Source organism: Acinetobacter tandoii DSM 14970 = CIP 107469, from assembly GCF_000400735.1.
Classification (GTDB): Bacteria; Pseudomonadota; Gammaproteobacteria; order Pseudomonadales; family Moraxellaceae; genus Acinetobacter; species Acinetobacter tandoii.
Genome location: NZ_KE007367.1, coordinates 517,061 through 543,201, shown reverse-complemented (window position 1 = coordinate 543,201; position 26,141 = coordinate 517,061). Strand labels below are relative to the sequence as shown.

At 37.2% G+C, this 26,141-nt stretch carries 31 protein-coding genes and 2 pseudogenes; 16 read left to right on the top strand and 17 right to left on the bottom strand.

Features of this window, described 5'->3' with window-relative positions:
- Positions 1-3: 3 nt before the first annotated feature.
- Genes I593_RS11980 through I593_RS11970 form a run of 3 tightly spaced genes read right to left on the bottom strand, consistent with a single transcriptional unit; the run spans position 4 to position 1,645 of the window.
- The gene (locus I593_RS11980; protein ID WP_016167841.1) at positions 4-417 is read right to left on the bottom strand and encodes a DUF1064 domain-containing protein; all 414 of its coding nucleotides are present in this window, start codon (positions 415-417) and stop codon (positions 4-6) included.
- Positions 414-1,340 (bottom strand): helix-turn-helix domain-containing protein, encoded by a 927-nt coding sequence (locus tag I593_RS11975; protein WP_016167840.1) that lies wholly within the window; start codon positions 1,338-1,340, stop codon positions 414-416. The genes I593_RS11980 and I593_RS11975 overlap by 4 nt, the downstream gene beginning before the upstream one ends.
- Complete coding sequence (locus I593_RS11970) at positions 1,337-1,645, bottom strand: hypothetical protein (RefSeq protein ID WP_016167839.1); 309 nt, start codon at positions 1,643-1,645, stop codon at positions 1,337-1,339. The genes I593_RS11975 and I593_RS11970 overlap by 4 nt, the downstream gene beginning before the upstream one ends.
- 261 nt (positions 1,646-1,906) lie before the next feature.
- Between I593_RS11970 and I593_RS11965 the strand changes: the two are divergent.
- The 4 genes and pseudogenes from I593_RS11965 to I593_RS11950 all read left to right on the top strand — a co-directional run.
- Positions 1,907-2,419, top strand: a pseudogene (locus I593_RS11965) (DinB/UmuC family translesion DNA polymerase); the annotation flags it as partial.
- Between the two features lie 48 nt (positions 2,420-2,467).
- A complete protein-coding gene (locus I593_RS11960) occupies positions 2,468-2,686 on the top strand; it encodes a hypothetical protein (RefSeq protein WP_016167837.1) in 219 nt (72 codons plus the stop codon).
- A 210-nt stretch (positions 2,687-2,896) separates the two neighbouring features.
- Complete coding sequence (locus I593_RS11955; protein WP_026441141.1) at positions 2,897-3,376, top strand: SMI1/KNR4 family protein; 480 nt, start codon at positions 2,897-2,899, stop codon at positions 3,374-3,376.
- Between the two features lie 126 nt (positions 3,377-3,502).
- Positions 3,503-4,057, top strand: coding sequence for a hypothetical protein (locus tag I593_RS11950; RefSeq protein WP_016167835.1), 555 nt, complete (start codon positions 3,503-3,505; stop codon positions 4,055-4,057).
- Between the two features lie 191 nt (positions 4,058-4,248).
- Here I593_RS11950 and I593_RS11945 read toward each other — a convergent pair whose 3' ends face one another.
- Positions 4,249-4,668, bottom strand: coding sequence for a hypothetical protein (locus I593_RS11945; RefSeq protein WP_016167834.1), 420 nt, complete (start codon positions 4,666-4,668; stop codon positions 4,249-4,251).
- 123 nt (positions 4,669-4,791) lie between these two features.
- On the opposite strand from I593_RS11945, the gene I593_RS11940 reads away from it, so the two are divergent.
- A complete protein-coding gene (locus I593_RS11940) occupies positions 4,792-5,373 on the top strand; it encodes a hypothetical protein (RefSeq protein ID WP_016167833.1) in 582 nt (193 codons plus the stop codon).
- 165 nt (positions 5,374-5,538) lie between these two features.
- Here the strand turns inward: I593_RS11940 and I593_RS19795 are convergent, their stop codons facing one another.
- The 3 genes from I593_RS19795 to I593_RS11920 form a co-directional block, all read right to left on the bottom strand.
- Positions 5,539-6,000, bottom strand: a complete 462-nt coding sequence (locus I593_RS19795; protein ID WP_016167832.1) for a hypothetical protein — start codon at positions 5,998-6,000, stop codon at positions 5,539-5,541.
- 446 nt (positions 6,001-6,446) lie between these two features.
- On the bottom strand, positions 6,447-6,962 hold the full coding sequence (locus I593_RS11925; protein ID WP_228130582.1) for a glycoside hydrolase family 108 protein: 516 nt from the start codon (positions 6,960-6,962) through the stop codon (positions 6,447-6,449).
- A gap of 61 nt (positions 6,963-7,023) precedes the next feature.
- Positions 7,024-7,461, bottom strand: a complete 438-nt coding sequence (locus I593_RS11920) for a hypothetical protein (RefSeq protein WP_016167829.1) — start codon at positions 7,459-7,461, stop codon at positions 7,024-7,026.
- Positions 7,462-8,690: 1,229 nt separating this feature from the next.
- Here I593_RS11920 and I593_RS11910 point away from each other — a divergent pair.
- Positions 8,691-9,109: pseudogene (locus I593_RS11910) on the top strand (exodeoxyribonuclease VII large subunit); the annotation flags it as partial.
- Positions 9,110-9,198: 89 nt separating this feature from the next.
- Here I593_RS11910 and I593_RS11905 read toward each other — a convergent pair.
- The 4 genes from I593_RS11905 to ybaK form a co-directional block, all read right to left on the bottom strand.
- Positions 9,199-9,408, bottom strand: coding sequence for a cold-shock protein (locus I593_RS11905; protein ID WP_016167826.1), 210 nt, complete (start codon positions 9,406-9,408; stop codon positions 9,199-9,201).
- A 170-nt stretch (positions 9,409-9,578) separates the two neighbouring features.
- Positions 9,579-9,800 (bottom strand): transposase, encoded by a 222-nt coding sequence (locus I593_RS11900; RefSeq protein WP_154653743.1) that lies wholly within the window; start codon positions 9,798-9,800, stop codon positions 9,579-9,581.
- 248 nt (positions 9,801-10,048) lie between these two features.
- A complete protein-coding gene (locus I593_RS11895; RefSeq protein ID WP_154653742.1) occupies positions 10,049-10,783 on the bottom strand; it encodes a hypothetical protein in 735 nt (244 codons plus the stop codon).
- Positions 10,784-10,925: 142 nt separating this feature from the next.
- On the bottom strand, positions 10,926-11,393 hold the full coding sequence (ybaK, locus tag I593_RS11890; RefSeq protein ID WP_016167824.1) for a Cys-tRNA(Pro) deacylase: 468 nt from the start codon (positions 11,391-11,393) through the stop codon (positions 10,926-10,928).
- A gap of 156 nt (positions 11,394-11,549) precedes the next feature.
- Here ybaK and I593_RS11885 point away from each other — a divergent pair, with 156 nt between their 5' ends.
- The 6 genes from I593_RS11885 to I593_RS11860 are packed head-to-tail and all read left to right on the top strand — an operon-like array spanning position 11,550 to position 17,418.
- On the top strand, positions 11,550-12,200 hold the full coding sequence (locus tag I593_RS11885) for a CDP-alcohol phosphatidyltransferase family protein (protein ID WP_016167823.1): 651 nt from the start codon (positions 11,550-11,552) through the stop codon (positions 12,198-12,200).
- 22 nt (positions 12,201-12,222) lie between these two features.
- Positions 12,223-13,977, top strand: a complete 1,755-nt coding sequence (locus I593_RS11880) for a bifunctional alpha/beta hydrolase/class I SAM-dependent methyltransferase (protein WP_016167822.1) — start codon at positions 12,223-12,225, stop codon at positions 13,975-13,977.
- A 6-nt stretch (positions 13,978-13,983) separates the two neighbouring features.
- Positions 13,984-15,336: a phosphatase PAP2/dual specificity phosphatase family protein gene (locus I593_RS11875; RefSeq protein ID WP_016167821.1), complete on the top strand. Its 1,353-nt coding sequence runs from the start codon at positions 13,984-13,986 to the stop codon at positions 15,334-15,336.
- Positions 15,333-15,776 (top strand): hypothetical protein, encoded by a 444-nt coding sequence (locus I593_RS11870; protein ID WP_016167820.1) that lies wholly within the window; start codon positions 15,333-15,335, stop codon positions 15,774-15,776. Before I593_RS11875 ends, I593_RS11870 begins: the two co-directional genes overlap by 4 nt.
- Positions 15,777-15,790: 14 nt before the next feature.
- On the top strand, positions 15,791-16,477 hold the full coding sequence (locus I593_RS11865) for a lysophospholipid acyltransferase family protein (RefSeq protein WP_035302326.1): 687 nt from the start codon (positions 15,791-15,793) through the stop codon (positions 16,475-16,477).
- Positions 16,474-17,418: a phosphatidate cytidylyltransferase gene (locus tag I593_RS11860; RefSeq protein ID WP_016167818.1), complete on the top strand. Its 945-nt coding sequence runs from the start codon at positions 16,474-16,476 to the stop codon at positions 17,416-17,418. Before I593_RS11865 ends, I593_RS11860 begins: the two co-directional genes overlap by 4 nt.
- 333 nt (positions 17,419-17,751) lie before the next feature.
- Here I593_RS11860 and I593_RS11855 read toward each other — a convergent pair whose 3' ends face one another.
- A complete protein-coding gene (locus tag I593_RS11855) occupies positions 17,752-18,228 on the bottom strand; it encodes a CinA family protein (RefSeq protein ID WP_035302324.1) in 477 nt (158 codons plus the stop codon).
- 140 nt (positions 18,229-18,368) lie between these two features.
- Between I593_RS11855 and I593_RS11850 the strand changes: the two genes are divergently transcribed.
- From I593_RS11850 to I593_RS11835, 4 genes are all read left to right on the top strand, one after another.
- Positions 18,369-18,599, top strand: a complete 231-nt coding sequence (locus I593_RS11850) for a hypothetical protein (RefSeq protein ID WP_016167816.1) — start codon at positions 18,369-18,371, stop codon at positions 18,597-18,599.
- A 222-nt stretch (positions 18,600-18,821) separates the two neighbouring features.
- Positions 18,822-19,472 (top strand): TetR/AcrR family transcriptional regulator, encoded by a 651-nt coding sequence (locus tag I593_RS11845; RefSeq protein WP_016167815.1) that lies wholly within the window; start codon positions 18,822-18,824, stop codon positions 19,470-19,472.
- A 106-nt stretch (positions 19,473-19,578) separates the two neighbouring features.
- Positions 19,579-20,499: an ornithine carbamoyltransferase gene (argF, locus tag I593_RS11840; RefSeq protein WP_016167814.1), complete on the top strand. Its 921-nt coding sequence runs from the start codon at positions 19,579-19,581 to the stop codon at positions 20,497-20,499.
- Between the two features lie 90 nt (positions 20,500-20,589).
- A complete protein-coding gene (locus I593_RS11835) occupies positions 20,590-21,063 on the top strand; it encodes a hypothetical protein (protein ID WP_016167813.1) in 474 nt (157 codons plus the stop codon).
- Between the two features lie 6 nt (positions 21,064-21,069).
- On the opposite strand, the gene I593_RS11830 is transcribed toward I593_RS11835, so the two are convergent.
- The 5 genes from I593_RS11830 to argC form a co-directional block, all read right to left on the bottom strand.
- Positions 21,070-21,423, bottom strand: coding sequence for a YnfA family protein (locus I593_RS11830; protein ID WP_016167812.1), 354 nt, complete (start codon positions 21,421-21,423; stop codon positions 21,070-21,072).
- A 99-nt stretch (positions 21,424-21,522) separates the two neighbouring features.
- Positions 21,523-23,799, bottom strand: a complete 2,277-nt coding sequence (gene clpA, locus I593_RS11825) for an ATP-dependent Clp protease ATP-binding subunit ClpA (protein WP_016167811.1) — start codon at positions 23,797-23,799, stop codon at positions 21,523-21,525.
- A 9-nt stretch (positions 23,800-23,808) separates the two neighbouring features.
- Positions 23,809-24,222: an ATP-dependent Clp protease adapter ClpS gene (gene clpS, locus I593_RS11820; RefSeq protein WP_016167810.1), complete on the bottom strand. Its 414-nt coding sequence runs from the start codon at positions 24,220-24,222 to the stop codon at positions 23,809-23,811.
- 14 nt (positions 24,223-24,236) lie between these two features.
- Positions 24,237-24,989, bottom strand: coding sequence for a DUF6776 family protein (locus tag I593_RS11815; protein WP_016167809.1), 753 nt, complete (start codon positions 24,987-24,989; stop codon positions 24,237-24,239).
- Between the two features lie 78 nt (positions 24,990-25,067).
- Positions 25,068-26,117, bottom strand: a complete 1,050-nt coding sequence (gene argC / locus I593_RS11810; protein ID WP_016167808.1) for an N-acetyl-gamma-glutamyl-phosphate reductase — start codon at positions 26,115-26,117, stop codon at positions 25,068-25,070.
- Between the last annotated feature and the right edge of the window lie 24 nt (positions 26,118-26,141).

Below are 26,141 nucleotides of genomic sequence, written 5' to 3'. Positions count from 1 at the left end.
CCCCTATACCTCTCTTACGTCTATGTTGTGCACTGTTTTCATCAAGTGTTTCTTTTGGCGATAACTCGCTAATTTTCTTGTCGCTACTGACTTCACATCCTCCACTACAAACTCTCCAGTACTGCGGTAATACGTGAAATCAGCAAAGTATCTCAAAGCTGGTTTTGCCCGTTTCTCCCCCTCAATTTTCGTCTTTGGTGCCAATTCAAATTTAGTGTGGTGCTCTAGATCTCGAATCTCACCACGTTGCTGCATCGCTTTAAGTTCGATGTACCGTTTAAACTCTTTCTTGCTATCAAAGGTCATTCCATCTAGTTCAACCTTCATGGCTTTAAACTTGTTGCCTTTGCTCTTTCCCTTTGGTTGAGTAGGCTGTGGAAACATTTCACGATACTGGGCAACGCTGATTGAGCTCATGCCACCTCCAGTAAGTTGCCACTAAAACCAACCTGCTTCAGGTAGGACTCCCATTTTTTGGCCTGTGTTGGATCTTCAAGTTTTACGGCGATACGAGCTGCAAGTTTTTCAAAGGACTCACCTGGTTCGCTGTACTTGCTTGAAAATTCTGGATGGTGAGCAAGTTTCTGCGCGAAAGTGGCTATCTGTTTTTCAGTCAGGTGCTTTGGATTATTGGCTGTAGGTGTTTTGCTGTATCCCGCTTTGGTCTCTTGGGAATATTTACTTCGATATGCGTTCAGCAGCCAATCTGCAAAGTGGAAGTTCATGAGTTCATCACAAAGGGATTTACTGCGGTTGTAATTCTCGAATGCTCGTTTCTCCCGTTCTGCCCATTTCGCTGTCAGGATGGTTTTTGGATCGATGCTGTCATCGGCCAAAGTAATTTCTTCTCGAAGTTTTTTAAAGCAAAGCCAATCTTTTTTATTTTTAGATTCAATTGGGAGATTCCTTGGGAGATTCTGTGTACCGATTTCGGTACTGGTCTCGGTACCGTTTTTGGTACTACTCCCCGTTCCATTTTCGGTACTAGTACCAATTTCGGAACCTGTGCCTAAATTGGAACTAGTACCGTTTTTACCACTAGTCCCCTTTTTGGTACTGGCATTTTCCTCTTCACGTCCAACAATGCCGATAAGTTGATAGACTTTTACGCCATTCCCCACAATCTCACCAGTGAACCTGATAAGCTGCTTTTGCTCTAAATCGTCCAATCCTTTGATGATGGTTTTCCGATTCATTTTTGTGTCTTTCACCATACGCATTAAGCTTGGGTAACACTTGTGATTTTCACCAGCGCGATCAGCAAGTGAGAGTAGTATTAAGCGTTGGGTAGCACTTTCAATATCTGCCTTCCAAGCCCATATCGTTGCATCTAGGCTCACGCTTCACCTTCCTTTTCAATAATCTGTATAAAGCGACCAAACATCATGATTCGCTCGGCACGTAACAGGCTGGCAATGATCTCTCCTGCATACCAAGCTGAGATTCGATGTTCGGTCATCAGCATTTCTATGAATTCACTTCGCATCACTGCAGCTTTTGATTCGTCATTGTTAATCCTACGCAGGTTGGCTTTACGGATCTCTAGCAATCCCTCTAATGTGCGAAGTGCTGGCTCATACCATGACTGGACACCTTGAGCGTGTTTATGCTCAGGTTGTTTCTTAAGGACTTTGTTGGTAATCATGGAACCTCCGCTATTGAATGTTCAGCTTCGGTTAGACGGCGTTTTGTCATAAGTTCCGTGGTTGAAGCACTACGGACAAATCTTTTATTTATTGTCAAAATTCCCATGCCGATAAAAAAATCCACTGTGTATTCATAAACCTCTGTCACGTGGTAAAGCGCATCAAAATCAAGTGGAATACCCTCAAGTACAACGACATCCCCGATTAAAAAATCTTCATTGTGCTCAATTACTTGTTGTGCTAAATTTGTATTATTCTACTTGACTGATGATGCAGTAGCGAAGAAACAAATCATCAGTAGTCGTTCGTATGGCAGCTCTGTGTATGAAGTGGATGATCTCAACCTCGGTACGACTCTATGTAGCCAGAGCGGTGAAGCGAATGCGAGATGATGGCTTAATCTGCAAGATGATTGGGGTTTATATTCAAACCAGTCGATTTGATAAGACTGAGCGCTATTCGCCCTATATTGTGGTCCAGATGCATGAGCATACAGATGATTTATTACTCATCACAAAAGCTGCAATGAAAGGCATCGATCAGATATTTAAGAAGGGTTTAAGTATAAAAAGGCAGGAATTGTGCTGCTCGAAATCACAAATAAATCCAAGTTTATGCCCGACTTATTTACCGACTATTCGCATAAGCAAGAGCGCGAAAAACTATCCGATGCAATTGAAGCCATCAGTGAACGGTTTGGAAAGAATCTCGTCACGCTTGGCATTGCTAACAATCAAGAAGCCACATGGCACATGAATCAAAACCTTAGATAACCATCGTATTTAACAAAATGGTCTGACTTACCAAGAGTAGGATAAAACATGCACTTATTTAAATTAACTGATGAACAACTTGCACAGATCATTATCCCAAAACGCTTTGCGCCACCTACTCCACCTGAACTTGAAGGCAAGAACATGGTTTATGTTTTTGATAGTGAGGATAAGTTTGAGCTGACTTATGATGAGTTGTTGGAAATCATCAGTAAGGCGAGAATGGCTGGACCTAAGTTGATACCTGTTTTAGGAACAGTGAATTAGATAATTATCATATGTTCAAAATAGACTATCCTCTTTCTGACCTATGAAAATTGCGCAAAATCAAAAAACTGTTCAAGTGCATTGAACCCTAGAACGGCTTTGGTCAAGATATTGATGCTTATACGAAAATTTCAAGTATTACGTATGACGTGTATTATGTTAATAATTTAAAATATAGAAAATACTAGTGAATATGATTAAAGGTAATGAATAATGCAAGATATTGGTGATTTATACCCTAATGGTAAAGTTGACAAGAAAATAATTAAAAATTTTGCTAATACTTTGGGGGTGGAATTTCCTCCTGAATATATAGAACTTATTTCACAACATGATGGTTTAACCCCCAAAATTAGCAGCTTTGACTTTATTGACACTGATGGAGAACTAAATATTTCTTGTGTGGAATTTGGTGGATATATGCATACACCTCGAATAGAAGGTTTCCAGTTCCCTGAAGGTGATGATGACTATGATGGTAAGCTAATCGGATTTGGTGGCACACCTAATGGCGATTCCATTTGCTTTGATTACAGATTTCCATGGGCAAAAGATCAACCTAAAATTGTCTTAGTTCTACATGATAATTTCTACGATTACGGATCAAATCAAGATAAAAGAAAAATTCTTTTTTTAGCTGATAGATTTGAACACTTTATAAACTCGCTACATGAATATATTGAATATTAAAAAATTCCTGTAAAAATTGAAGCTTAAGCCCCCCATTTTTGATTTCGTATAACGTGCATTGTGCTAATTTTAGGAGATCTAAAAAGTGTCTTACTTATTTAAATTTTGGAAAGATATAGGCTGTTTATGTCATTTGACTTCGTAAAAATCTTTAAAGAAATTGATCTTCATAAAAATGATCTAGATATTGATAATTTCATGACAACGATCATCAAACATTGTCATGAAATGCAGCCAAATAAAAGCTGGGAACTATTCAAAGCATTAGATTACGCAACAGAAGTTGAAAGTTTAGCAGCCCACGTAATTGACTCTTTAGAAAAAGAGGCTTCTCCCTTTATTGAGCAAGGGTTTTGGTTTGGTCTTTCTGATAATGGATATCTATATTTTGCAGTATCAGATCAATACATTGCAGAAGAAGATAACCTTGATTGGATGTCTGAGGCCAAAACATACTATCCTGAGCTAGGCACTTTTAGTTCTGAAATTTTACGATCTATTGAAGATTTAGCAGATGAAACAGAACTAGATAATTATGCTGAATATCCTTTGTTCTTAGCTTATGCACTTAAACTGGCACAAGCGTCAATGAATCATTATAAAACCGCTTACCCAGAGAGAAAAGTTGGGTACTCTATTGGATATGATTCAGGAGATTTTATTACTGGGGGATGGATCTAATTCTCCCATTTAACATAATGGTGGTTATAGGGAATTTTTAAATTTATATAAATATCGAGTAGATAATATTATTTTCAAATTTCATATAACGTGCATTATGTTAATTTTAGAAAAACTTTAAAGCACTTATTCAATTCAATAGAAAAAATATTAAATTCCGAAAGTGTTATCTTTTGAACATTCTACAAAAATTAATTAACATACCACCTTAAAAAATATCCATCTTCATCAAACATTTTCTGAGTTAATGAGTAAGGACAAATTGATAAAAAATACCAACCTAAATAACCATGCTCTTCATCCAATTTGTCCATTTTTTCCTTACCAATCCATATTTCTTTAAGTAAAGCTAGCTGCTCATCTGGTGATTCTGTTAAACGTTCCCCTCGTTTCGGATGCTCAATACAATCAACGTAAAACAAACATGCATCACCTCTTTTTAAGAGTCTTTCTAAGGCCATAAAAAAAGCAGTATCAGGATTAAATTCAAATTTTACGTCTGGATAATTTTCATCATCTATCTCACCATCACAGCTATACCATAAATATTCTATTCCCGCATAAGGGTGCCATTCTTTAAAATGTTTTAAAATTACATCTATTTGATTCATGAAAATTTAACTCTAATATTCTAACTTTCTAAGTGGTTTTTTGAACATCGACTCAAAAACAGACTTGATATTTAGTTTTATGACGTAAAGTATGTTTTTTTTGAATGAGGCATCTATACAAGTATGAAAACTGAACCTTGGATTGAGGATTGTGATCCATTAAAGCCCTACTATGGGAGATTAAGTAATCAGGAATATACCAATATTTCTAAGATATTTACATTATGGATTAATCATCATAATCATATCGATCCTTCAGTAATTCATAAAAATAAAAAATTAAATTTATTAGACTACTCAAATAAATACAATGGAAAGTGCAGTCAAGATTTATACCAACTGCTATGTGAGAGTCTAAAGCAAACAGATGGATATCTTTATTGGCTACCCATAAATAGTGTAAAAAATAAAAATACCTTTGCAGCATATACTCCAGCAATGATTGCTAAGACTCCAATCGAAACTAAGTATTTAGACTATGCTTCTCGTTCTTTCTTGCAAATGCAAAATGGTGGGTATGCCATTATTGAAAGTAATCTAAGCTTTATAGCTCTGGTTGTTGACGGCTACTATATGCAGGTAGCATTAGATCCAAACTTTATGAATGATCAATTTCAGAAATATCTAGACAGTTGGAACGAAATAGAAAATAACCTTGATGAAACTACAACACAATGCCTTAAACATACCTATTTCGCATTGTAGAAATTCGGATGGGATGCAAAGTTCTCCATTTAAGCTAATCGATGTTGAAGCTTGCGACTCTAAAACAAAGATTTTACTTACGATGCTGACTAAGGTTCATAAATTTATAATTTTATATAAGGTGTATTCCGTGAATTTCAGGAAAGCTTATATACGTATAAAAAATTAATCCACAAATGTTTTGACCCATTGCAAGCTTCCGCTCATAGATATTTCGACACCTAAATTTGCAATATCTAAGTATTCTTTTGGAATATAAGCAAATATTTTATCGTCAATATAGGCAATCCAGAATTCTGGGGGTGGACAATCGCACTCATCGAAGAATCCATTGGTTTCTTCATATGCCAAACAGTCATACATAGAGCATGAAATATCAAACTCTAATATTCTCCCAGTGGACTCAAATGAGCGAACCTGTTCCTTCACTTTGTATTTAGAAAAAACAGATTGAATTACTTTAGCGTAGTTTTTATTAGCAACATCACTAAAATTTCTACTACACATCCCCCAGAGCTTTTCTATTTTTAGTGTTGGAGAGTTCTTGAAAATATCTGTATTTTCATCAAAAAAAGGTGGATTTTGTTTTTTTGAAGAACCTTTTACTTTCAAAGCATTAAACTCCATATCAAATACATGTCAATTGATCCAGATATTAAATCCTAATGACTAGTTTTGATAGCCTAAAAACTCCTTTAAAAGTATGTATAAATCAAGCAGAAACTAAGTCTTGCTTCAATTCATTTAATAGGCTGATAAATTCTTCTAATGGGAATTTGAATATTACTTGATCTGGTAATATTCTCGACTCATGAAAAAACTGAATTTCGATATTATCATTCCCCTTATCTTTATTTAATTGACAAAGTATTTGTTCTTTATACGAGATCTCTATAGTAATCTTTTCATATTGAGTATCGCTTAAATAATCAATGCTAAAGTCGTTATATATGCTCATTTCTTGAGATTTTTTATTAAGATATCAATAGATTATCATATGATTTAAAGATATCAAAGAATCCTTCATTTGACATATTGGCGATTATGGCAAATGCCCTCTTAGAGGGCATTCTTTAAACCACCACCCGATTCAAAACCCATCCATAAAAGTACTTTTCTTGACTTGGATTCCGTTCAGCAATTTCAATATAGCGGTTGCCTTGTAAGATATTCAACACTCGCAATAAAGCGGTCTCACCGTCTTTGCCACACTTAGCCAAGTAGGTTTTTAACGCTGATAATGTTGCTGGACCATATATGCCATCTACCGCCAAATCAGACCACCCTTCTTTACCTTGGTTGTTTAAAAGGTTAAGAGCACGCTGCAACAATGGCTTTGCAAAGACAACACCACAGTTCACGCCTGTATCTAATAACTCTTCCGCTACTTTGGAATTGATGGTATTCACCTGATCAAAGCGTGGCGCTGTCCAATATTGTTTTTTATAAATGGCTTTGGCCACATCTACTGGTAAGTCCTTCATCTGCGCTTTATAGCCATTTGCTCGGGCTACCGCCTCAGTAATGCCATATTTGGTCGCACCACCACGGTCAGTTGGATCATTCACGTAACCACCTTCGCGCTGAATTAATTCATTTAAAAATTATTCAATGTTCATTCCACTTTCAACTAGAAAGAGCTTTCTGTGGTTACTTAATATTAAAACTATCACAGCAATTTTTGTAATTCTGCTTACCGCATTCGTAAGGAGTACCTTTTAATTGTTTAGCAATATCAAGATAAGACTGATTATCTTTTTCAAATTCCAGATTCATTTGTTCACGAGTGGTTTTCTCTTTTTCAAATTCTTGAGATTGTTCAAAATTGTCATTATAAAATTTTTTAATCTGCTCATTTGCATTAGCAAGATCACAAACTGAATTTGCAAGTTCCAACTCTTCTTTAAAGTTAAGTTGTCTTTCTTCTGAAAATATTCCTAATGTTTGAAATCTATTGATGGCATATTCACGTGTATTGAATAACTCATGTAACTCATTTAAAAACTCTAATTTCGATTTTGGATATGCTTGAGATGAAACAAGTCCCAAAAGCAATAAACTTATTATTAAATGCAGTTTCATATTCATTAAAATTCTAGGAAGGTAATTTTATTGAGAAAGTATATCGCTAAAGATAAAAAATAGTTTAAATAAAAGAAAAAAACCGCCAATATCTAAAATTGAGCTGGGGTTTTATAAGCCGTAATGCGTTCGGTAAATGTTACGGATGTGGCATGGTCAATCAATATCTTGAACAGATGAAATAAGGTTTTCAATTCTCCGTACAATATTTATCATGTCATAAATATTAAATTTAATTACGAATCGCCATGCTTTATATATTTGCAATTCTGTTTCTACTCTTCATTGCATACCATTACAGACTTGATCAAGCTTCAGGAATTGGTCAATTTCTTTTATATAGTATCATTCTGTTAATAGTGGTTTGTATAAGAAGTGCTTGGCGTGTTTTGACATTATCTTCTTAGGAAATTTTGATCTTCTTTATCCACGAATTTCCTTTCACAATACTTATAGTTCTCTTCCTTACTTACATGACCATTAGCATGTACGCAGGAACAAAATAAAATTGCCTTGTTGTAAGGAATACTTTCAGGAACATCTACTCCATAACATTTCGAGTCAATATCTGACAATCGATTAGCAACCAACCACTTCCCAGAATAAAATGGATATGCAAACCCACCAACTACAATGAGAAAGAGAACAATAATAGGAAAATTGTTTTTTATGTAATTAATCATTTGATTCTAAAAGATACTAAGTGAATGTGTTGGAGTATTAAATACTGTACTAAGACTCTGAAGAATTAAAAATTTAGTCTTTAAAAATATCAAATATCGAAAGTTTTTGTTTCACTTCATCTATGCATGAAACAATTTTTTCTTTTTTGGCTCTAAAATCGCTTGGATTCTTCACACAATCACAGTAGCTATTTAGCTTATTTTTTCTAAGTTCTCAGGAACTGGAACACCAGAGCAATCCTTTATATAGCCAACTTGAGGCGAGATCTCCCCCACTTGTACATAAGGTATGGAACAAATAAGACAATTAAAATTAAAACAAATACTGGAAGGTTATTATATATTTTTCTTAACATCACTTTTCTCTGTTACTAATACAAAAAAACCATCTTTCGATGAGCTTTTAAATATTTAGTGAATCAATACAACTTCTTCCACTATAGCAGAAATATGCCATATGCCTTGTACAAGGTCAATAATTATTAAAACTCAATTTGCACTTCTAAGGATGCTTTTATAATATCCAACCAAGTGCTCTAAAACCTAAATTTAATGTCAGAACCTCAATTTTCCTTAAGCGAATATTTATCTACTGTTCAGGAAGTCATTCAAGTTGCTTTCAATGAACCAGTATGGGTAAAAGCTAAGATTCGCAACTTGAGTATCCAAGGTGGACATTATTATTTAGAGCTAGCTGAAAAGGATGAACATACGGATAAGGTAGTCGCCAGCTGTAGAGCAACCATTTGGAAATTCTCCACAGCTAAAATTGTTCTTAAGTTTGAACGTGAAAGCGGAGTTGAGCTTTCTAAAGATCTCAATGTGTTGATCAAGGTGAAAGCTTCGCTTTGATCCCCAGTACGGTTTTTTCAGTCAATGTCGAAGATATTGATTCAAGTTACACTTTTGGTGACATTGCACGGAGATATCATCAAATTCTTGAAAAGCTAACTGTTGATGGATTGGTAAACTAAATAGTTGTTATTCATGTATTTTAGCCAATCAAGAAAAAAGCCCGCTTAATGCGAGCTTTTTTTTGACAAAAACAACCAAGTCAGACTTAGATTGCTGTGATGCCGCTAGCTTGAGCACCTTTTTTCCCTGCAGTTACAGTGAATTGTACTCGTTGACCTTCTTGCAAAGTTTTAAAACCGTTGGTTTGGATTTCGCTGAAATGCGCGAATACGTCTTCACCATTGTCAGCAGCGATAAAACCAAAACCTTTAGTTTCGTTGAACCACTTTACAGTACCAGTCGTTAAATTAGACATAAGATATTTCCTATAAGATTAAGCTGAGAATAGAAAATAATTTATTTAACATAAACCTTTAATACAATGAAGGATGAACATCAACAACACAATAAAATCAGTAAACACAATAAAATTATTCTTCTAGTATGTATCAATATATACGTTTTATTGACGAAATGATAGCAGATTTAACTCTTTAACTTGTAAAGCTTATTCAACTCGGTATAAAACGATTTACCATCGAGATTAAGAGAGCATTTTTCGCCAGACTCAAATTCAACTTGTTTGCCCACTTCAACCCAGCTCACTCCAGATAAATTACTCTGTTTGCGCTTGAGCGGGATAATTTTCACACGTATTTCATCGCCATTTATGGCTTTTGCTGTCGTCCAGCCATTTAAAAAAATCAATTTAATTACTCATATATTGAGCCTTTGCAAACAAAAAGTATTTCATAAATAAGACCATTCGGGGAGTTTGGAGTTTATTCTATAAAGCGGCATTGTGCCTATGAACTTATAATATTTACATCAGCAAAGCATGTAGAATGGATATCAAAACGTATCCAACTTTGACCTTACATACTACGCGATCTTGACATACGAAGCAAACAGCACAAAAAAGCCCATCTAATGATGGGCTGCGGCTTTTTAGCAACTTAAGCCTTAGTTCCTTTACAAACAATATCTGCTATTTTTCCTGCAGGCTCATTAAAAATGTAGATCAAATTTGGATCTGTAGCACATACCGAAGCTTGAAATAAATCTCGAACGAACAACCAAATATTAAATTCTTTAGCTTCATCTGAATTTGCTATGTTTGAATTCGCCTGCTCATATTGCTGAGCAGCCTGAGTAAATATAGCACTCCAATTTCTTCCGAATTTTTCCAAATCGGCAGTAGAAGTGCCTCTTAAATCTATAATCTGATCTATCTGAGAAGAGTTAGGATTGTATACTGCAATAAAAGGACCTGTTGAATAGAGTAACTTAGGATTAAGCTTAACCAATTCACTTTCCGCAAGATTGTAGTCATATACTCTTAAAATTAAATCGCAATCACGAGTATTTTGTGACAAATCCGTTGTTACAGGAACTTTTGTTACAACCTGATTCTCAATAGCGACACCTTGATTGGATTCAACATCTTGAGCTGTTTCTAATTGTACAAATCCCTTACACAGCGCTTTGTTAAATTTTTCTGCATTCACACCTTTATTAAAAAAAATCACGGCGGAAGGTCGAGTACTATGGGCAACAGGCGTTAAATCGGCCAATGATGTCGTAAATTGTCGAGTCATCACGTCTGAATCATGAATAGGTATCATGGCAACTGGTGGTGGAGGCGCTGTTACAGGTGCTACAGAACATCCCCATAAAGGCAAAAGACTCATGCATAGCGTTGCTATAATCCGAAATTTCCCCATCTTACTTCATCCCTGTTCGCTACTGATTAAGGTCGCGCATATTATCATTCTGACTTTCTCTGAACAAATCAGATCATTAAATAATATTTACATCTCCCTTAAAGGATGATTATTCATCAACAACATCTGCAAAAATAGCGCCTAAAACTTCACTCAGGTCTTGTGGTGCTAAACCAATATCCAACCCACGTTTTCCACCACTCACGTAAATCTTGGTCAGGGTTTGAGCACTTTTATCAATTACAGTTTTAAGTCTTTTCTTTTGTCCAATAGGACTAATGCCTCCAACTAAATAACCTGTTAAGCGTTCGGCATCTTTAGGATCGGCCATATGCAGTTTTTTTGCCCCAACTGCTGTTGCCACTTTTTTTAAATTTAGTAAATGATGTACGGGTAAAATTGCAACGTAATAGCTCTTATCATCCGTGACTAAAAGTGTTTTAAACACTTCCTCTACTTTTAGGTTCAACTTTTCTGCTGCTTCTAAACCAAAACTTTTCGCATTGGCATCATGCTCATATTCATGAATAGAAAAGTCAATTTTTTTGCTTTTTAATAATTTGCAGGCTGGCGTCATCTTGCTTCTACAATTGAAATAAACCGCATAATTATAGGCATTTCATAATCAAAATGTGAATTCGACTTAGGCTATTAGTTTCGAAATTCATCTAGCTTGAATTCAACTTCCTGAAATGGGTACAATCCAAGCAAAATACGATACTTAAAAAAGCCAATGCCTTCTATTTATCAGCTTAAACCAGCTTTTCAGAATTTTTTACGACCTTTTGTTCGTCGCTTATATCAACATGGTATTACTGCAAATCAGGTAACTTTGTTTGCAATGTTGATTTCTTTGCTGATCGCAAGTTTCTTGGCTTACACATTCCACGCGCAACCGATGGCAAATGCCGCATTTTTTTTACTTGTTCCAATCTGGATGCTTATACGGATGGCATTTAATGCAATTGATGGCATGTTGGCACGCGAATTTAATCAACAATCACAATTAGGTGCTTATCTAAATGAATTGTGTGATGTGATTTCAGACACGGCGCTATATTTGTGCTTTATAGTATTGAGTTGCATATCTCCAACATTGTTATTATGCGTTGTATTCTTAGCCATCCTCAGTGAATACGCAGGAGTCATGGCCCCTGTGATTGGGCAAGAGCGCCGTTATGATGGCCCTATGGGAAAGAGCGACCGTGCATTCTGGTTTAGTGTGTTAGCCGTCTTTTACGTACTCAGCCAATATCTTTCAGCACATATCACTTTTAAGCTACAAGAATTAATAAGTAATGGCTTATTAGCTATTATTACCCTTTTACTCGTGATTACGATCTATAACCGTATACGTAATGCAATTGAAAAAACTTCAAATTAATTGATCATTAGGACAATAAAGAATGCCTTATAACAATAATCAGCAACATTTCACCAGCCATGATGGCACATCCTTGTTCTATCAACATTGGGCCTCATCGCACAACCCAGAGAAAAAAGCCATTGTGATGTTTCATCGCGGGCATGAACATTCGGGTCGTATGGCGCATTTGGTGGAAGAGTTAGACCTGCCTGATTTTGATTTTTTTGCATGGGATGCACGCGGTCATGGTGAATCACCTGGTGAACGTGGCGATGCACCCAGTTTTTCGGCTTGTGTGAAAGACATTCAATATTTTGTTCAGCATATTGAACAGACCTATGCCATCCCACCTGAAAATATTGCAATAGTTGCTCAAAGTGTCGGAGCTGTATTAGCAGCGACATGGGTACATGACTATGCACCTAAAATTCGTGCCTTATGTTTAGCATCGCCTGCCTTTGACATTAAGTTGTATGTACCCTTTGCCAAACAAGGTTTAACGTTACTGAATAAATTACGCGGCAATTTCTTTATCCAAAGTTATGTCAAAGCCAAAATGCTGACGCATGATTTAGACCGTGCCCAGCAGTATGATCATGACCCGAAAATTGCCAAAGCCATTTCTGTACGTATGTTACTGGGACTGTATGATGCTGCCGAACGGTTGGTTAAAGATGCCCAAAATATCTATGTACCCACTCAAGTCCTATGTTCAGGTGCCGACTTTGTGGTGCAGCAAAAACCGCAACGCGACTTTTATGAACGTTTGGCACATCCAAATAAAGAATTTCATGTTTTAGAAGGCTTTTTTCACGATACTTTAGGGGAACAAAACCGCGAGATTGCCGTTAAAAAAGTCCGTCGCTTTATTCAACAATGTTTTGCACATCCTTATGATATGCCAGACGTTTTAAATGCCGATAAAATTGGCGCAAGTTGCTCAACTGCTGAACAGTTCAGTCAAGCACTACCAAAAACATCTCTTAAAAAACTGTTTTGGGATTTGACTCAACGTCAACTCAAATTTGGTAGTCAGTTTTCTAAAGGCCTTAAAATTGGTGAACAAACGGGTTACGACTCTGGCAGTACCCTAGACTTTGTCTATCGCAATCAATCAGAAAGCCAAAATTTACTGGGTAAAGTCATTGATCAACAGTATTTAAATGCGATTGGCTGGCGTGGCATTCGAGCTCGTAAACAGAATATCGAATCTCTACTGGAAAAATATGCCGCATTGTTGGCTAAAAAACGTAAACCAGTTCGTATCTTAGATATTGCGGCTGGACATGGGCGTTATATTTTAGATGCAGTTGCACAATTACCTAAACAACCAGAATCTATTCTGCTACGTGATTATAGCGAACTCAATGTTAAAGCTGGACAAGCACTCATTCAAGAAAGAGGCCTAAACGAAATTGCAACTTTTGTTCAAGCCGATGCCTTTGATACAGCATCTCTCGCAAACATTAAACCCAAAGCAACCTTAGCTGTTGTTTCAGGACTCTATGAGTTGTTTAGTGATAATGATTTATTACGTCAATCTCTAACTGGACTATATAAAGCCATGCTCAAAGATGGCTATCTGATTTATACGGGACAAATTTGGCATCCGCAGCAAGAGTTTATTGCCCGCACACTCACTTCACATCGTCAAGGTGAAGCATGGGTCATGCGCTTACGTTCACAGGCAGAGATGGATGCTTTAGTCGAACAAGCTGGATTTAAGAAAATTGATCAATGTATTGATGAGTTCGGCATTTTTACGGTTTCTGTCGCGCAAAAGATCGAGCCGTAACATTCTATGCAGGCACTCATACATCAGGCAGGTACATGGAAATGGGGAATACTCTGCCTGTTATTTCTTGCCCCTTTTTTCTTTTTAAGTTACGGCTTTGCCAATCATTATGCTGCGGGGCTAAATTATGTTCCAAGCATTGTGTTCACTTGGGAAAAATATATTCCGCTATGGCCATGGACAATTGTTCCTTATTGGTCAATCGACTTATTTTATGGACTTTCACTGCTGCTGTGCTGGAATAAATTTGAACTCAAACAGCATGTGTTTCGACTTTTCAGCGCACAACTGATTTCTATTTGCTGTTTTTTATTATTTCCACTGAAATTCAGTTTTGAGCGCCCCGAACTACAAGGCTTCTTTGGTGTTTGGTTTGATATTCTCATGGGTTTTGATAAACCATTTAATCAAGCCCCATCCTTACATATTGTCCTATTAATGATCTTGTGGGATTTTTATCGTCGACATGTACCTTCCTCTTATCGCTGGTTTGTCGATCTTTGGAGTTTTCTCATTGGTGTATCGGTACTAACCACATGGCAGCATCATTTTATTGATATCCCGACTGGCATTTGGGTTGGTGCATTCTGTTTGTGGTTATTTCCGTTGTATGCATCATCTCCATTACAAACACAAAAAGTACAGCAACGAACTTTAAAGCATTTTAAATTAGCTAGTTATTATCTTATTGCCGCACTCCTTCTCACATTTTTAGCTGTGTTTTTTAAAGGATGGATGCTCTGGTTGGCTTACCCCGCAAGCAGTTTATTCTTGGTTGCTTGCGCTTATAGCCTGAATCGTCCACATTTTTTTCAGAAACAACCCAATGGCACCATGAGCATTGCAGCGTGGGTTTTATTTGCACCTTATTTTCTTTTCGCAAAACTCAATAGCCGTATCTGGACCAGAACACATCCCAACGATTCTTTAATTCTGACCAAAGAGAATACTCAGATTTTTCTAGGCAGAATTCCTTCAACTCAAAACATGCAGCAGTATGATAGTTTATTTGACTGTTGCGCAGAACTGCCTTTAAAACCACCATATGATTATCAGCAATATCTAAGTCTTGATCTCATTCCCTTACAAGCACAACAGCTAAATCTTGCAGTACAAGCATTGAATCAATTGCTGTCTTCACAGTACGGCAATACGAAAGTTCTGATTTTTTGTGCCTTAGGATATTCACGCAGTAGCAGTATACTTGCTGCATGGTTGCTCCAAACTGGACATGCTCATCAAGTTGATGATGCCATTCAAATCATTCGTCAGGCTCGACCTTGGATTGTACTGAATGCCCAGCAACTCGCAGCGATAGATACCTATCAAAAACAATATTTACAGCAGGTCAAGACATGAAATTACTGATTGTCGCCAAGTTACTACAAAATACAGATGGCATTCGTATTGCAGGTTATATCGCATTTACACTTTCCGTGCTTTGCTATTTTTTTTACGCTTGGCAGTCGATTGGTGTCTATCTCTCGCTCATCGTTATTTTTGTTTTATGCCTACTTCAACATTATCTGAGTATTCGAATTAAGTTCGATGCCGAGCTGTTAAGTTTGATCGGGACTAACTCTGGGCACATTGAAGATGCACAATCTATCGTTCAGAAAACGCAAATACTTGACCAGAGTTTACTCGAGTTAGGACTCATTCCTACTGAAAAATGTCAGCGTAGTTGGGATATTCGCATTCAAGGCTGTATGCGCTTATTTAAGCTTCATGTATTTCTGGTCTTATGCCAATATATCGTTTTAATATCGCTCATGATATTTTTATTACAACAAAAATAAAACTCGGTGACGTTATGCAAAGTACAAATTCTTCCTCAACTGAAACCGATCATAAAGCCCATTTTCTTTCTCAGTCACTGGCACGTTTTATTGCTTTTTTAACCCGTCGTAGCGCACGACTGTTAACAGGTGCACGTAGTCGATGGGTCGGTTGCAAACCTGCCACCAAGCAGCGAATTTATTATGCCAATCATAATAGTCATATTGACTTTATATTATTATGGTCTTCACTACCAACGCCTGTACGCCGTAAAACCCGCCCTATAGCCGCATCAGATTATTGGCTGAAAGATGGCTTTCGACGCTTTCTGATTCATGACACCTTTACAGGGGTGACGATTCAAAGAAGCCATAATGGTCAATCAGACCCACTTGAACCGATTAAAAATGTTCTGCAGCAAGGTGACTCTATTATTTTCTTCCCCGAAGGAACGCGTAACTTAAATGATGATGTCGAACTATTACCCTTTAAAAGCGGGCTTTATCATTTAAGTCAACAATTTCCAGATGTTGAAGTTATTCCTGTTTGGATTTCGAATCTTAAACGTGTTATGCCTAAAGGTGCACTGGTGCCGCTCCCATTATTATCGACTGTAATTTTTGGTGCACCACTAACGTTTACAACCAACACAGGTAAAAATGATTTCTTAGCGCAAGCTCAAAAAGCGTTACTAGAATTGAAAGAGGTTGAGTTCCAATGACAGCAACCAACTTACAGCAAACCTATTTGCTCTTTGCAATTTTTACTGGAATATTGGTCTTTTCTTCAACCGTTGGTTGGATCTTAAAGAAACGGACTGCTCAGCAAATTTCACCTGTCATTGATAATTTAAACGCACGTATCAATGCTTGGTGGGTCATGTTAGTCGTTCTTGCGACTGCGATATTAATGGGAAAAGTTACTTTTATTTTACTTTTTGCAATTATCTCACTTTTTGCACTCAGAGAATTCATCAGCTTATTGCCGACCCGACGTGGTGATTATTTTCCGCTATTAATCTCTTTCTATTTTGTTATTCCTTATCAATATTATTTGGTCTATATCGATTGGTACGGCCTATATTCTATTTTTATTCCATTGTATGTTTTTCTGTTAATCCCAATCGCTAGCTTGAAACAGGAAGATACCAAACATTTCTTAGAACGAAGTGCCAAAATTCAATGGGGACTCATGGTTTGTGTGTTTTGTATTTCGCACGTACCAGCCCTCATCAATTTAAAATTACCTGGCTTTCAAGGTGAAAAAATCTGGCTCGCCATCTGGCTGATTATTGTTGTACAAGCCTCTGATGTACTGCAATATGTCTGCGGAAAACTATTTGGAAAACATAAAGTTGCTCCGATACTTTCACCATCTAAAACCATTGAAGGGCTTTTAGGCGGTATTTTTCTGGCAACCTGTCTCGGCATACTTATGAAATGGTTAACACCTTTTAGTTATTGGCAGGCAGCTCTCATTGGTTTAATTGTGTGTATCTTTGGCTTCTTTGGCGGTCTGGTCATGTCTGCGATCAAAAGAGATCGCGGTGTCAAAGACTGGGGGCAATTAATTCATGGTCATGGTGGCATGTTAGACCGTATAGATTCAATCTGTTTCTCAGCACCGATTTTTTTTCATATTTTGCGTTATTGGTGGAGCTAAAGAAAAGCATTCATTTTCATCGCTCACAGCATAAACCCTAGTTATAAAACTAGGGTTTATCTAACTTTTAAAAATAAGATGATATTTTCAAAGTCGTTAATGCATCATTTGCCCAAAGGCATAAACTACTATCATCAACATCACAACCGACGATGACGTTATTAATAATTCTAAAGCTTTCATACCCCACCCCCATTTCTTAAGAGGTAGTTCTATTTAGACATGTTTAAACTACATTTACAACCCAAAAGTGTGACTTTTTTTGACAATTATAGACAAAAAAGAAACATTATTAATCAAACATCACACTCTTTTTTATTCATGAGATAATTTTCAGTCTGTCGTAATTAATAACAAAACCGACGTAGCAACTTTTTCTGTTAGTTCATTTAACCTTTGTAATGGTGTGCCTGTAATCAAATAACGGTAATCATATAATTTTCCAGCAAATAGGATGGTTATAAAAAAAGTTCCTTCTGGCTTTTCTGCTGTTGCACTTCCACCAGGTTTTAACAAACCTGTACACGCGACAATCACATCAGCATGTGTAAATAGTTTCTGTCCGGTCTTTGCCAATGCCTGCGTGACTTCTGCAGACTCCGCTGTATACTGTTCAATTAATTTTGGATCAAGATGCAACACTTGTAGCTTAATGCTTGGATCGTAACAAACCAAACCACCCAATAATATTTCTGCACCACTATGTTTATAAATCGAAAATTGGCTGCACAAAAAACCAGAACTGGCACTTTCTATGAATGCTATTTTGAGCTGCTGCCGCTCTAATTCATTACAACATTGCTTGAGCATAATTTCCCCATAATGCCTCATGAGCTTATTTAAGTGTTATTTGTCCAATTCGTAGTCAAACCCTAAGCATAACGGTTTATTCTATGCTTAAAAACTGATACAACTAAAAATAAAGCATAGAAACAAAGGTAGAGATTACAATGAAAACAACCGTCAAATATGTGGTTTTAAAAAGTAAAGATTACCAACTTGGCACACCACTGTTTGAAGAAGAATTAGATGTCGATGGTCAATATTTTGATCAAATCCCATTAGTTATTCACTTTCAAGATCGAGATTTCAAAGTGAAAAGTAAAGAGTTGCAGCGCAAACAAATTCAAGATGACTTTGAAGAAAGCCAAACCATTTTAGTTAAAGTTATTGCACAATAAGCTTAAGTCACTAAGCCACAACACCTTAAATAACATGGAGAAACATTACTCCATGTTATGATTGATCCAATCTAAAAGTTAATGCGCTACAACAATAGATAAATATAGTGTTATTAATTAATCTCATAACAGCAGAAATACATATAAATACTATGGATTAAATAAATTTGTACAAACTTTTGCTATAATTTCAAGTGATTTTTAAAGATACTTTTCAGAAAGATGCATGATATAGCAGATTTAGAACCTATTGCACGCGACGTGCCACACACCAAACGTGGTCATGAGCGTTGTCTTGCGCTTTTATTGAGTGCAAACGACTTGTTCTTAAAACATGGCTATGATGCTGTTTCATTAGATGACATCGTCAATCATGCTGGTGGCTCCAAAGCCTCTATCTACAAATTTTTTGGCAATAAAGAAGGCTTATTTACTGCAATCTGTGACTATCGTCGTGAGCAATTTTTTAAAGATATTTGTATGCCCTTCAATATTGAGAAAGATGACTTACGCAACTACCTCATTCAGACTTTACTGAATTTACAAATCCATCTCATCTTACCTGAAAATGCTTCTTTTTTTCGTCTTATCATGGAACAAACCCAGCGTAGTAAGCAGCTTGCTCAACATATCCATGAACAGGGTCCAAAGCACATTCAAAATGCGATTGCTTGTATATTAACCAAAGCCAATGAACTTGGGCTCATTACATGTGAAGAACCTGAATATTCTGCACAACTCTTTTTTGGCATCGTGCGTAATTTAGAATGGCAAGTGCTCATGAATATCTATGTGCAGGAAAATGAGCAAGAAAACTTAAAATATATTCATTATTGTGTCGATCGCTTCTTAGACGGTCATCAAAAAGTCTAGTTTTTTTGCATTTCCTAACATTTTTAGTATATAACTGTTAGTCTTTTCTTTTAACCAACCAACAACTAATTGTTGTACTTGAAACAGCAATTATTGTGGAGTAACCATGGCTCTACGTCACTTTCTTACTTTACGCGATTTATCAACTTTAGAACTCAATCAAATTTTGCATCGTGCAATCGAATTGAAACGAAAACAGCACGACAACGAAATTTTTCAACCTTTTGTTGGTAAAGTTATGGGCATGATTTTTGAAAAATCGAGTACCCGAACACGCGTGTCGTTTGAAGCAGGCATGAGCCAATTTGGTGGTAGCGCAATATTCTTATCTCCACGTGATACTCAGCTTGGCCGTGGTGAACCTATTGAAGATTCAGCACGTGTTATTTCAAGCATGTTAGATATTGTGATGATCCGAACTTTTGGGCACGATATTGTTGAACGTTTTGCTTCTTATTCAAAAGTCCCTGTAATTAATGCTTTGACAGATGACCATCATCCATGCCAATTACTTGCGGACATGCAGACTTTCCTTGAACATCGTGGTTCAATCGAAGGCAAAACCGTCGCTTGGATTGGTGATGGTAATAACATGTGTAATTCTTACATCGAAGCTGCACATATGTGGGGTTTTAAATTAAAGATTGCAGCGCCGAAAGGTTATGAACCACAAGAAAAATTCTTATCTGAGTTTGCTCACTGTGTTGAATTAGTTGACTCTGCGGAAGATGCGGCCGTCAATGCTGACCTGATCGTAACCGATGTCTGGGCAAGCATGGGACAAGAAGAAGAGCAAAAAATCCGTGAAAAAGCTTTTGCTGATTACCAAGTCAATGAACGCTTAATGAATCTTGCTCACCCAGACTGTCTATTTATGCATTGCTTACCTGCTCATCGTGGTGAAGAAATTTCTGAAACCATGTTAGACCATTTAAATGCTGTAGTCTGGGATGAAGCTGAAAATCGCTTACATGCTCAAAAGGCATTGGTTGAATTTCTTATTAATGAAAATCTTAAAAAAGACTAAGAAATCCATCTAAAAAAAGCACCTTTGGGTGCTTTTTTTATTTCGGCGACGATATAATCAAAACCATAATGTCTATAAGTGATTAAACATATGCAATTAAAAACTATTATTCTTGGTGTATTCACCACGACTTTCACCATGTTTGCTTTGGCACAACCTACAGATTTAGATCAATATTTATTAAAGAAAAAGATCGTCGATACAAATTACACAGTTAAAAACTCAACTGCGCTGAATGAAATCTTAGATTATATTAGTGATGAAGATTCTCGTACGATGCCCTATCAACTTGATCAAAACATCGTGATTGAAAAAATGCGCTTATATGCAAATCGCATGGAAATATCAGGACTAATTACTTCGCCAGACTTTAAACAATTCGCCCAAGACATTGGTGATGATCAAGTTCATGAAATGATGAAAAAAACATTAGTGCATAGTTGTCCTAAATTTTTCGAACATCAATTCCAAAGAGTAAATCCATATCAAGTTCAAATTAAACTCACTTCAGAACAAAAAAATTATAATCTTACTTTAAAGAACTCAGACTGTAATTTTGAATAACATACTTTAACGAATGAGTCCTTGGGGCTGCATAATAATAATTGCTGCCCCAGCCAATACAATTATCCCACCCAATACATCCCATCTTGATAGCATAACTTGATCGACGTATCGTAACCACATAAGTGCAGTGAAAATATAGATTCCTCCATAAGCAGCATAAATCCGACCAGAAGCTGCGGGATGTAAAGTCAGTAACCACACAAAAATAGCCAGACTGAGCGCCGTTGGGATCCATAACCAATAAGAACGCCCTTGATTTAAAATTAAATATGGAAAATAGCAACCTAAAATCTCAGCAATTGCTGTAAGGACAAATAAGAAAACTGTGGTCAAAAATTTGATTAATGGCATATCCATAGAGATATTTGTCACCGTCAGAAAACTATAAATAGAGTGCTACTAAAAAATGAGCAAAAAATAACCCGTGTAAACACGGGTTATTTATAAAAAAGTCAATTAAGCAGGTTCAGCAGTTTGATCTTCAAACACTTCAAGTTTCAAACCAACAGCTTCACCATTTTCCATTTTCACAGAAACTGCTACGTTGCCGCCATGTTCTGCCAGTTCACCGAATAAAATCATTTCAGCAAGTGGTTTTTTCAAGTGCTCTTGAATCAATCTTTGCATTGGTCGAGCACCCATGAGGCGGTCATAACCATGTTCAGCCATCCACTCACGCGCACTTTGATCGACTTCAAGCATGACTTTCTTATCATCTAGTTGCGCTTGCAGCTCAGTCAAGAATTTATCTACCACACTCTCAATAACAGTCGTAGGGAGTGCTTTGAATTGAATCACACCATCCAGACGGTTACGGAATTCTGGAGAGAATGCTCGTTTCATCGCTTCCTGATTATCACGACTATTGTCTTGTTCCATAAAACCAATACTGACACGAGAAATGCTTTCTGCACCAATATTTGTGGTTAAAACCAAGATCACATTGCGAAAATCTGATTTACGACCATTATTATCAGTTAAAGAGCCATGATCCATAATTTGTAATAACAAATTAAAGACATCTGGATGTGCTTTCTCAATTTCATCAAGTAACAATACACAGTGCGGATTCTTATGGATCGCATCGGTTAATAGGCCACCTTGATCAAATCCTACATAGCCTGGAGGCGCACCAATCAAACGTGAAACTGCATGACGTTCCATATATTCAGACATATCGAAACGAACCAGTTCAACACCGAGCAACTTCGCCAACTGTTTGGTAACCTCTGTCTTACCGACCCCTGTAGGGCCTGCAAAAACAAAGCTTCCGACAGGTTTGTCTGGAGATTTTAAACCCGCGCGTGACAACTTAATGGCAGAAGACAATGCATCAATTGCTTCATCTTGACCAAATACCACACGTTTTAAATCACGTTCAAGATTTTCCAGAACTGTTTTATCATCTTTGGATACTGTTTTTGGTGGAATACGGGCTATCTTGGAAACAATATCTTCAATGTTTTCAACAGTAATCAAGCTTTCATCTTGTTCAGCTTTCAAACGACGTTGTGCACCGGCTTCATCAATTACATCTATCGCTTTATCTGGTAAGAAACGATCATTGATAAATTTCGCAGATAGTTCTACTGCCGAAACTAGTGCTTTATCGTCATATTTCACGTGGTGGAAATCTTCAAATTTAGATTTTAAACCACGTAAAATATCAATCGTTTCAGAAATGGATGGCTCATTAACATCGATTTTTTGGAAACGACGTGACAGTGCATGATCTTTTTCAAACACTTGGCGATATTCTTGGAATGTGGTTGAACCAATGCAACGCAACGATCCATTCGCCAAAGCTGGTTTGATTAAATTCGATGCGTCCATTGTGCTACCCATACTTGAGCCAGCACCAATAATCATATGAATTTCATCAATAAATAAGACAGCCTCAGGTCTTTTCTTCAACGCATTTAACAATTGTTTTAGACGTTTTTCGAAATCTCCTCGATACTTAGTACCAGCCACTAATGCACCAATGTCCAGACTAAAAATTTCAGCATTTGCAAGCGGCTTTGGTGCCTTACCATTAACAATAAGCCAAGCTAAACCTTCCGCAATCGAAGTCTTGCCCACACCTGGATCGCCCACCAATAATGGATTATTTTTACGGCGACGGCATAAAATTTGTGCCGCACGTTCAATTTCTTTTTCACGACCAATCAGTGGGTCGGTTTTACCTTTTTGTGCTTCATGATTCAGGTTGGTCGTGTAAAGCTCTAATGGACCAGCATTGGCTGAAGATGCGGACTCCCCATCCAACTCTTCGGCTTCTTCTTCGACTTGCACTTCATCTTTACGCGTACCATGCGACAAGTATTGCGTTAAGGTTAAACGGTTAATTTGATGGCGTTTTAATAAATAAACTGCAAATGAATCCCGTTCGGAATACATTGCAACTAAAATATCTGCCCCTTCTACAGTGCGGTCACCACCACTCGATTGTACGTGGAAAATGGCACGTTGCAGAATACGATCAAAACTTTCAGTTGGATGCGGCGCCTGATCGCTGTTTTCACCAAGTTTAGGAGTATGTTGTTCTACGTATTCTTCTAATTCTTTCCGTAAGACGATGATATCTGCGCCACATGCTTTTAATGCATTCACAGCAGAGTCATTGTCCAGTAATGCCAATAATAAATGCTCAACTGTTAAGAACTCATGTCTCTTTTGACGAGCCATGCTTACAGCCAAACGTAATGATACTTCTAATTGACGACTGAGCATGTAACCCCCTTAATCTTTTGGCTCAATCTGACAAAGTAGTGGATGACCTTGAGATCGAGCGTAATTATTGACTTGGTTCGCTTTGGTTTCCGCGATGTCTCTTGGATATACGCCTGCAATACCTTTACCTTCGTAATGTACTGTTAACATTACTTGAGTGGCTTGGTCAAGATTCATTGCAAAGTATTGTTGTAAAATTTCAATTACAAAGTCCATTGGGGTGTAATCATCGTTCATTAAAACGACAGCATACAAAGATGGACGCTTTAATTCGGGTGGCGCAGTTTGTACAGCAACATCCCCATGCTCATCGTGCTGAGGTTCATCCACTAAACGCGGATTAAAATGCCAGTCCACTAAACCAGACTGATAAAAACTACTTTTAATGTCGTTTAGACAAATTGGGCGTTTCGAATTTCGCATATGATCATTTACAACTATTGAGCATTCGCTTCAGCTTGAGGGATTTCAGAGATATTGGCAGATGGTGACTCAACTGCATTCCCTTTCGCCCAACTAAAGCGTTTAATTACAGGTGTATTCGTTCCAGTTAAACGAACTTCTACAAATTGCGGGGTAAAGCCTTTAGGCATTGTCCAACGTCCAGTCAAACGCTCATATTCATCAAAGTTAAAGTTTTTATCTTCCATTGGAACAACCAAAACTTCAGTGCCTTGAATAAGATGTAAGGCTACTTCCCCAGAAGTATTACGTTTACTTGGGCTGACTTGTACTAAATCTAGCTGATATTCAAAAGCATTTTCAGGTAAAGGCTTAATACTTAAATTTTGTACAGTAAGGCTTAAACCACCACGTTGACGTAATATTTCCCGATATAGTGCACTTAAACTTCTAGCCTGAGTTTCACTGTCTTTTGCCTGATTGAGTGCGGTGAATAAATCATTTGAATTACTGACCGCAACATCACGCTCTTGTACTGCGGTATTCATGCTTTTGTTTAAGCCTTCAAGCGTTTGTTTTTGCTTTTGCACAACTTCAACCAGTTGTTCGGCATCTGCATCATAACCAACCACTGTTAAACCCTGCCGATGTCCGACCGAATAGCCAATAAACCCACTTCCGAGCACCAAAACGGCAGCACCAATCACCAAAGGTAAATTGGTTTCAAGAAAAGGCTTTTTGACAGGTTCATTCGATTGTGACGTAGTGTTCGAGTCAGTATTCTGCATCGTCATCTCTTATTTTGAATTATTCAAAACACACATTTAAATCTAAATTTAAATGTGTGTGAAGGTATTTAATAAGTTTTATGGCAATAAACCAATGCCTTCTAGACCTGCTGTTTCATCAAAACCGAACATTAAGTTCATATTTTGAACAGCCTGACCAGCAGCACCTTTAACCAAGTTATCTTGCGCAACCAAAACCACTAATTTTTTAGGTTGTGGTTTATATAGAGCAATGCGCAATTGATTGGCTCCACGCACTGAGCGGGTCTCAGGTGAACTATTTTCAGGCATCACGTCTACAAAACTTTCATTTGCATAGAATTGCTCATACCATGCTTGCAAATCGAACTCAGCACCTGCATCAGTCAAATCCACATAAATAGTGCTGAGCATGCCACGAATCATGGGTACTAAATGCGGAACAAACAAGATCTGATCAAAAACACCAGTTTGACCTGAAATATTTTCTAAGGCTTCTACAATTTCAGGATGATGACGATGTCCTGCGATGCCATAAGCTTTAAAGTTATCAGCGTTTTCAGTGTAAATCATACCCATGCTTGCTTTACGCCCAGCACCTGAAACACCTGATTTCGCATCAATAATAATACTCTCAGGTTTAACCAACGTGTCACTATGCTTAAACAATGGTGCCAAGCCCAGTTGTACTGTTGTAGGATAACAACCTGGGTTACCAATCACATTTGCCTGCTTAATTTTGTCACGGTTTAATTCAGATAAACCATACACAGAATCTTTAAGCAGCTCAGGGCATGCGTGTTGCATACCGTACCATTTTTCAAATTGCACCAAATTTTGTAAACGAAAGTCAGCAGCTAAATCAATCACTTTAGTATTTGCTGCAACGAGTTCTTCCGCATGTTTCATCGCTACACCATGCGGTGTTGCAAAAAACACTACATCACATTTTTTTAATTGTTCGATATTTAAGTCTGAGTATTTAAGATCTGTATGTCCGCGTAAACTTGGGAACATATCATCGACACGGCGGCCATCTTCGGTACGTGATGTCAGTACATTTACTTGTACATTTGGATGTCGAAGCAATAGGCGCAATAATTCAACACCTGTATAACCTGTTCCACCAACAATACCTACTGAAATCACGCGCTTTACCCCTATTCAAAAGCA